The following is a 7,700-nucleotide window of genomic DNA, read 5'->3' on the forward strand; positions in this document are numbered from 1 at the left end:
CCAAACTGGGCGGCGTGGTCGCTCGCTGGTCGGATGACACTTTCCTGCTGCGCCTTGCCTATTCGCGCTACCAGCTCGATATCGAGCAGCCGGCAGCGGTGACGGCCGCATTCAACGCCCTGATCAATCTGCCGGCCGCGCAATGCCTCAACTGTGCGCAAATACTGCCGGTTCGCTACCGCACCCACGATGTGAATGCCAGCCTGCTTACCGTGGGTGGCAGCGCCCGCTTGGGCGACACGCTGCTGCAGGGCGAATGGCAGCGTCGACTCAGCAATTCCAACTTCCTGAACGATGTCAGCGCCTGGTATGTACATGCCTCCCATCGCGTCGGCCAATTCACCCCGTATGTCAGCTGGGGCCGCTCCACCGTGCGCGAACCGCGTCTCGGTTTGCGTCCCGGCCCGAATGCCTCGCCCGCCTTTGCATCACGGCTGGAATTCATCGACCGGCTGGGCCTGCAAGGGGTGGGCGAGCGCCGCCAGCTCGACCTTGGCCTGCGCTGGGATTTTCGCGAGGCGATGGCACTCAAGGCGCAATGGACCCGCCATGACATTACCCAACGCGATATCGGCTCGGGGCAGGCGGTGACCTTCCCGATCCCTTCCAGCCGTTTCGATGGGCGAGTCAATGTCTACTCGCTCAATGTCGATTTCGTTTTCTAAGAGGCGCGACATGACCAATCTCCTGCGCCATACCCTGCTGCTGACCGCCCTGCTCGCCAGCCAGTCCCAAGCCGACATCGTGATGGTGGTGGGCACGCAAAGCCCGGTTGCCGCACTCAGCCGCGAGCAGGTACTGGCCATCTACCAGGGCAGGATGAAGACGTTTGCCTCGGGCGGCATTCCGCAGCCCCTGCTGCTGGCCGGCCCGAGCAAGGCGGAATTTTTCGAGCGCGTGCTGGGCAAGAGCGATGACGAGATGCGCGCCCACTGGGCACGCCTGATCTTTACCGGAAAAGGCTCGGCACCACGCGAACTGAGCGAGGTCAGCGAGTTGAAGCGCCTGCTTGCGGCCAATCCTGATGGTATTGCCTATCTGCCACGCAGCGCAGTGGATGGCAGCCTCAAGATTGTCTACACACCATGACCATGCCGACCCTACCAGCCTCGTCATCCCCCATTGCAGCGGGCCGCCCTGCGCTGGCCCGCTGGTCGTTGCCCGCCATTGCGCTGCTGGCCTTGCTTGCCACCAGCAGCCGGGCCGATGTGCTGGCTGATTGGCTGAAGCTGGATGGTTTCGGCACCATAGGTACCTATATGGCAGACGACCCGGTGGCCCTGGCCCGTGTCGATGGCCGGCAGAGCAGCGGCTCACGCGATGGGCAGTGGCGCTACGATGGCGACACCCAGCTGTCGCTACAAGCCACGGTGAATCCGACCGGCCGACTACGCGGCGTGGTGCAGCTGCTGGCCAAGAAAAACTACCAAGGGTCAATGCGGCCACAGCTTGAGTGGGGCTATGCCGCCTGGCAGGCCAGCCCCGCGCTTGGCTTCAAACTCGGGCGCACCATCTTGCCGACCTATTTGCAGTCTGATTATCGCAACCTGCTGTATGCGCAAACCTGGGCCCGACCGACCACCCTGTTCTACACCCATAATGCCGTTACCTATCAAGACGGCCTCAGCCTGCAGTACGAAAGCGACGCAGCTGGCGGCGAATTCGGGCTGGAAGCCTTTGCTGGCCGCAGCGAAGTGCGCACCCAGAACAAGGATGGCGTCAATCTGGTGAAGCTGCCGCAATTGGGTGGCCTGCTGCTGCGCTGGTCCGACGAGCACTGGCTGCTGCGCGCCGGCTACTCGCGCTACCGTATCGATGTCATCTTGCCATCACCATCGCAGCGCAGCCTAGACCAGCTGATAGCTCTTCCGGCATCGCAATGCGACAACTGCCGGGAGGTGTTGCAACGTCGCTATCGGCAACACGATATCGACACTGGCCTGCTGACCCTGGCCGCCACTGCCAAGCTGGGGGCATCGAGCCTGCAAGCCGAGTGGCAGCTCAGGCGCGCCAACTCCAGCTTTGTCAACAACGTCGATGCCTGGTATGTGCTGGCGAGCCATCGTATCAACCGCTTCACCCCCTACCTGGCCTGGGGACGCTCATATATCAGGGAAGGCAATCTTGGCCTGCACGCAGGCCCGGCCGCCTCGACTGCCTTGAAGTCACAGCTGGCCTTTATCGATGGCCTGGGCCTGATCGGCAATGGCGAACGCCGCCAGCTCGATATGGGCCTGCGCTGGGATTTTCATGAGGCGATGGCGCTGAAGGCGCAATGGAGCCGGATGGATATCACCCACCGCGATATCGGCAGCGGGCAGACGGTGGTGTTTCCCATCCCATCCAGCCGCTTCGATGGGCGGGTGAACCTGTACTCGCTCAATCTGGACTTTGTGTTCTAGCCCTGCCCGGCCTGCCACCGGCTTGACCGCCGGCTCACGCAGACGATCGTCCACCCAGGCTACTGCTGGATATAGCGCGCCATCAGCCGCTCGATCTCGCCCGACTGCTTCATCGCCTGGATCTGCTGATCGAACTGGCCGCGCAGTCCATTCATCCGCATCGATTTGCGGCTGAAGGCAAAACGCAGGTCGGAGTCCGGATCATCGGGCACCGGGGCATGGTCGATTTCCGGGTCGAACAACAAGGTGCCCAGTGCCGGATCAATCAGATACAGCCCGGCAATCACTTCGCGCTTTTCAATAAACAGGTCGCAGCGATTGGTTTTGAGCTTGCCAAGCAGGGAGCGGAAATCATGCGAGCCGCTATCGACCATGGCGGCGTCTATTCCATAGGCCTGCAGGCTGTAGCCTTGCAAACCGCACACGCGCCAGCGCCGCCAGTCGGCCGCCGAGTTGATTTTCAGGCCGTTGCGGTGCACCCGGTTCGAATAGAAATACCAGCTGTGCACGGTGTAGTAGGGCTCGCTCAGCTGGAAATCGAGCTTGCTCAGCTGGCCGGTCGGCACATTGAGCGCCAGGTCGATCTGGGCGGATTCCATCATCTGCAGGCAACGCCGCCATGGCAGGACCGAAACTTTTGCGGCCGGCAGCTTGAGACGGTTACTTACGGCATTGAGTACATCGATTGCCAGGCCGACCGGCTCGGCCGGCTTGCGCGGATCAAGCTTCCAGTAGGCAAACGGCGCCATCATCACATCGGCGACACAGGCCTGCAGCTCCGGCTCGGCCCGCACGGCCGGTGCCAGCAATGCCAGGCAGCACAGCTTGGGCAACAGCAAGGGCACATATCGCTTCAAGGTTTGCATGGTCGGCGGGCCATCAAGGTCATCCAGTGATCGTAGTGGAAAACCGGCGGATTTTCCCCGCTACGCAAGCATAGGTTGGCTCGCCTGCCCGTTTCGAGCCAAGCAACGCGTATTCATCGCGAACTGGCCTGATTAATGCCGGCTGGCTGGCACTTTGTCACAAGGCGGCGCAAAACGGCAGCGATTGGATACACTGCCGGCTCGCATCCGCCCTTACCTGCCGCTCGCACCCCCTAGGAATACATCGATGAAACAAGCACTTGGTCTTGCCCTGCTGTTTTGCGCGCTGGCCGCCGGCGCCAGCCCGGCTACCGATGCCATCCGCCTGCAGGAACAGCGCAAACTGCATGATTGGCACTACCGCGTCAGCGAATCGGGCGATCAGCAACGTGTCGCCCTGCACGACGCCAGCAAACCGGAAGATCAGCGCTGGCTGCTGGAAAGCGTTGCCGGGCGGCCCGCCACGGCGACGGAACAAGCCGAGTTTCTCGCCATGCATAACAAGGCACGAAAGAGCGGCAAGCGCGCCTTGCTGGAGATGATAGACGAAGCCTCGCTGACCCCGATCGATGGCAACCCGGCCTCGCGCCAGTGGAAATTTGCCATCAAGCCCGATTCGGTGGACATGGTCAGCTCCGACAAACTGCGCGGCGAGCTGACCCTCACGGCCGATGGCCAGGTAGCCAGCATCGATATCCGCAATCCCGAGCCGTTCCGGGTGATGCTGGTGGAGAAGGTGGAAAAGGTCATCCTGCATCAGGACTACGCCCGCCAGCCATCCGGCATCATGTTGCCCGCCAAATCCACCGTCGAAGTACTGGCTACCGGGCCGCAGGACATCCGCCAGCATTCCATCAAGCAGTACAGCGACTACAAAGCCGGGGAAGCCAGCGCGGCGCGCTGAGCGTTTACCGCTACACCGGCGCTTTCTCGCCCAGAGGGTATAATGGCGGCCCTTGCCGCCCCGCTGTTACTCGTGTCCAGTCTGCTTGAGTCCGCCCTTTCCCGATTGCAGTCCGTATTTGGCTATGAAGCCTTTCGCGGTCGGCAGGCGGATATCGTTACCCATGTCGCCGGCGGCGGCGATGCACTGGTGCTGATGCCCACCGGCGGCGGCAAATCGCTGTGCTATCAGCTGCCTGCCTTGCTGCGCGAGGGATGCGCGGTAGTGGTGTCGCCCTTGATCGCGCTGATGCAGGACCAGGTGGAAGGCCTGCACCAGCTCGGCGTCGATGCCGCCTTCCTCAATTCCACCCAGACACTGGATGAAGCGCGCGAGGTGGAGCGGCGCTTTATGGCCGGCACCCTCAAGCTCCTGTATGTGGCACCGGAGCGCTTGCTGACGCCGCGTTTCCTTGGCCTGTTGCAAAGCGGGCCAGTGGCGCTGTTCGCCATCGACGAGGCGCACTGCGTGTCGCAATGGGGCCATGATTTCCGCCCGGAATATATCGGCCTGTCGCTATTGCATGAGCAATTCCCCGGCATTCCGCGCATTGCGCTGACCGCCACTGCCGACGCCGCCACCCGGCGCGAGATCGTGCAGCGACTGGCGCTGGAAGATGCCGCCGAATTCGTATCTTCCTTCGATCGACCGAATATCCGCTACGCCATTGTCGAAAAGGACAATGCGCGCCGCCAGCTGTTGAGCTTTATCGAGCGCGAGCACGATGGCGATGCCGGCATCGTCTACTGCCTCAGTCGTAAGCGGGTCGAGGACACCGCCGAATTCCTGGTCAGCCACGGCATCACCGCCCTGCCCTACCATGCCGGCATGGATGCCGCCACCCGCGCCCGCCACCAGACCCGCTTCCTGCGCGAAGATGGCATCGTGATGTGCGCCACCATTGCCTTCGGCATGGGCATCGACAAACCCGATGTGCGATTCGTGGCGCACCTGGACCTGCCGAAAAGCCTGGAAGGCTACTACCAGGAAACCGGCCGTGCCGGCCGCGATGGCCTGCCATCCAATGCCTGGCTGGCCTATGGGCTCAACGATGTCATGCAGCTCAAGGAAATGATCGAAGGCGGCCAGGCGCCCGAAGCGCAGAAAGCCATCGAGCGGCAAAAGCTCAGCGCCATGCTGGGCCTGGCCGAAACGGTGGAATGCCGTCGCCAGGTGATCCTTGGCTACTTCGGCCAGCCAAGCGAGCCTTGCGGCAATTGCGACAACTGCCTGACCCCGCCGAAAACCTGGGATGCCACCGAGGCGGCGCAAAAGGCGCTGTCCTGCGTATTCCGCACCGGCCAGCGCTTCGGCGCCGGCCATGTGATCGACGTGCTGCTGGGCAAGAGCACCGACAAGGTCAAGCAACACTTCCATGACCGTGTCACCACCTTCGGCATTGGCAAAGGGCTGGCCGAAGCCGCCTGGCGCTCGGTGATCCGCCAGCTGCTGGCCGGCGGTTATCTGGAAATGGATGCCGATGGCTTTGGCACCTTGCGCCTGACCGATGCGGCGCGCCCCCTGCTGCGCGGCGAAGTGCGGCTGCATCTGCGCGGCCTCGCCGACAAGAAGGGCGAGCGCAGCAGCCGCGAGCGCAAACCCTCGGCTGCGAGCCTGGATATTGCGCCTGCTGACGAGCCGCTATGGCAGCGCCTGCGTGCCAAGCGGCGCGAACTGGCCGATGCGCAAAGCGTGCCGGCCTATCTGATCTTCACCGACGCCACCCTCAAAGCCATGCTCGACGCCCGCCCGGCCACTCTGGCCGATATGGCGCATATCTCCGGCGTCGGCGCGCAAAAGCTCGAGCGCTACGGTCTCGACTTTCTCGACGTGCTGCACCAGGCCTGATGCCAGGCAGGCCATGCCGCCCGGCTTTGCCGGCACCGGCACATGCCTGCAACAGCCACCGCAGAAATCCGCCGCCTGAGCTGCTATCTTGCTGATTGCACCCGCCGCGCCGGCCTCATGCAAGGCGCCTGCGGTGCAAACGATCCATCCGCCTCGGCTGCCTGCCTGCGCACACCGTCAAACCCGCATCAATGACAGTGGCCAGAAATCCGGCAGACGGCGCGCCGATCATCGTGATGCCTTTTACCAATCGCCCGTTCGAGCTTGCTTCATGGGAATCGCCACAGCCGGCCGCCTGCTTGTCGCCCTGCTCAGCCTGTGCCTGAGCGCGCCATCCATTGCCGGCTTGCGCCTCGGTGTTGCCCCCTATCTGAGCCCGCGCACCCTGATCGACCAATACGGCCCCTGGCTGGACTATCTGCAGGGCGAGCTGGGTCAGCGCATCGACTTTGCCACCGCGATCGACCTGCCGCACTTCTACCTGCGCTGCGCCCGGCAGGACTTCGACCTGATCATTACGCCGCCGCATCTGGCGCGGCTGGCGCAGCTTGAATCGGGCTACCAGCCCATTGCCGCCATCAAAAGCGATTTCTATCTGACGGTGGTGGTACCGCGTGGCGATGCAGCACGCAGCATGGCCGATCTGCGTGGCAAACGCTTGAACCTGCCGGCGGAAATGTCGCTACCGGCACTACAGGCCGAGGCCTTTCTGGCCCGGCTCGATATTGATATCCGCCTCGATACGCGCCGGGTGTTTCATGCCACCGAGAACAATGCCCTGCGCGCCAGCAGTCGCAGCAAACACGATGCCGCCATTGCCTCGCGCACTGTTCTGGAGGCCATGCCGCAGGAAATCAGCGGCGGCTTGCGCGTGCTGGGCAGCGCACCAAGCAGCATCAGCCTGGTGCTGATGCGCAGCGCGCGACTTGATGCCAACCAACAGGCAGCACTGAGCACTGCCATGGCACGCTTTCCCTACAGCCAGCCAGGTCTCGCGTTTTTCAATCGTGCCTCGTCCTATCTGGTGCCCGCCAGCGCCGCCGAGCTTGATCGCTGGGACAACCGTCTGCCCTGGCTCAGGCAGCAACTGGTAGCGCGCTGAACATGGCCTGGCCGACCCAGTTTTTTCATTCCCTGCGTTTTCGCCTGTTGGCTGCCAGCATAACCATCGAGCTATTGCTGCTGTCCTTGCTGCTCGGCAACAGCATCCGCCTGATCGATGCCAGCATGCGCGCCAGCATCGATGTGTCGCTTCAACAGAATGTGACCTTGCTCAACGTTGCCACCGCGCCCTATCTGCTGCAGGGTGATTACGCAACGCTCACCGACAACTTGACCGAAATCATCGGCGCGGCCCGTGAAGATGGCATCGTCTATGCGGTCGTGCTGGACAATGATGGTCGCACCGCTGCATTTGCCGGCCCGATCGAACCTTCCCGACTGCCTGCACCGCAAGCGAGCCTGGACCAGGCCTTGCGCGACACCGTGCTGCATGTGGTCAAGCCTGCGCGGCTGGCCAACCGCACAGTGGGCGAATTGCATTTCGGCCTGTCGACGCTGCGCATGGCGCAAGCACGGCGCGACGTGATCCAGCAAGGCTTGCTGATTGCCGGCTTCGTGGTATTTGCCTCGCTGATCCTG

General features: G+C 62.9%; 8 protein-coding genes. 7 read left to right on the forward strand and 1 reads right to left on the reverse strand.

Annotation, left to right across the window (positions count from 1 at the left end; translation table 11 throughout):
- The 3 genes from ACE3OH_RS16600 to ACE3OH_RS16610 all read left to right on the forward strand — a co-directional run.
- Positions 1-665, forward strand: a 665-nt coding sequence (locus ACE3OH_RS16600) for a hypothetical protein (protein ID WP_374355486.1), incomplete at its 5' end; no start/stop codon positions are given.
- Positions 666-675: 10 nt separating this feature from the next.
- Entirely contained in the window at positions 676-1,089 is a 414-nt protein-coding gene (locus tag ACE3OH_RS16605) for a hypothetical protein (RefSeq protein WP_374355489.1), read from the forward strand.
- Entirely contained in the window at positions 1,086-2,402 is a 1,317-nt protein-coding gene (locus ACE3OH_RS16610; protein ID WP_374355492.1) for a hypothetical protein, read from the forward strand. Before ACE3OH_RS16605 ends, ACE3OH_RS16610 begins: the two co-directional genes overlap by 4 nt.
- A gap of 59 nt (positions 2,403-2,461) precedes the next feature.
- On the opposite strand, the gene ACE3OH_RS16615 is transcribed toward ACE3OH_RS16610, so the two are convergent.
- Positions 2,462-3,268 (reverse strand): substrate-binding periplasmic protein, encoded by an 807-nt coding sequence (locus tag ACE3OH_RS16615; protein ID WP_374355495.1) that lies wholly within the window; start codon positions 3,266-3,268, stop codon positions 2,462-2,464.
- Between the two features lie 247 nt (positions 3,269-3,515).
- On the opposite strand from ACE3OH_RS16615, the gene ACE3OH_RS16620 reads away from it, so the two are divergent.
- From ACE3OH_RS16620 to ACE3OH_RS16635, 4 genes are all read left to right on the forward strand, one after another.
- Complete coding sequence (locus tag ACE3OH_RS16620; RefSeq protein WP_374355498.1) at positions 3,516-4,172, forward strand: hypothetical protein; 657 nt, start codon at positions 3,516-3,518, stop codon at positions 4,170-4,172.
- Between the two features lie 42 nt (positions 4,173-4,214).
- Entirely contained in the window at positions 4,215-6,059 is a 1,845-nt protein-coding gene (gene recQ, locus ACE3OH_RS16625) for a DNA helicase RecQ (protein WP_374355501.1), read from the forward strand.
- 271 nt (positions 6,060-6,330) lie between these two features.
- Positions 6,331-7,161, forward strand: a complete 831-nt coding sequence (locus tag ACE3OH_RS16630; RefSeq protein ID WP_374355504.1) for a phosphate/phosphite/phosphonate ABC transporter substrate-binding protein — start codon at positions 6,331-6,333, stop codon at positions 7,159-7,161.
- Between the two features lie 2 nt (positions 7,162-7,163).
- Positions 7,164-7,700, forward strand: a 537-nt coding sequence (locus ACE3OH_RS16635) for a hypothetical protein (protein ID WP_374355507.1), incomplete at its 3' end; no start/stop codon positions are given.

The sequence above is a fragment of the Chitinimonas sp. genome, from assembly GCF_041904975.1.
Taxonomy (GTDB): Bacteria; Pseudomonadota; Gammaproteobacteria; order Burkholderiales; family Chitinimonadaceae; genus Chitinimonas.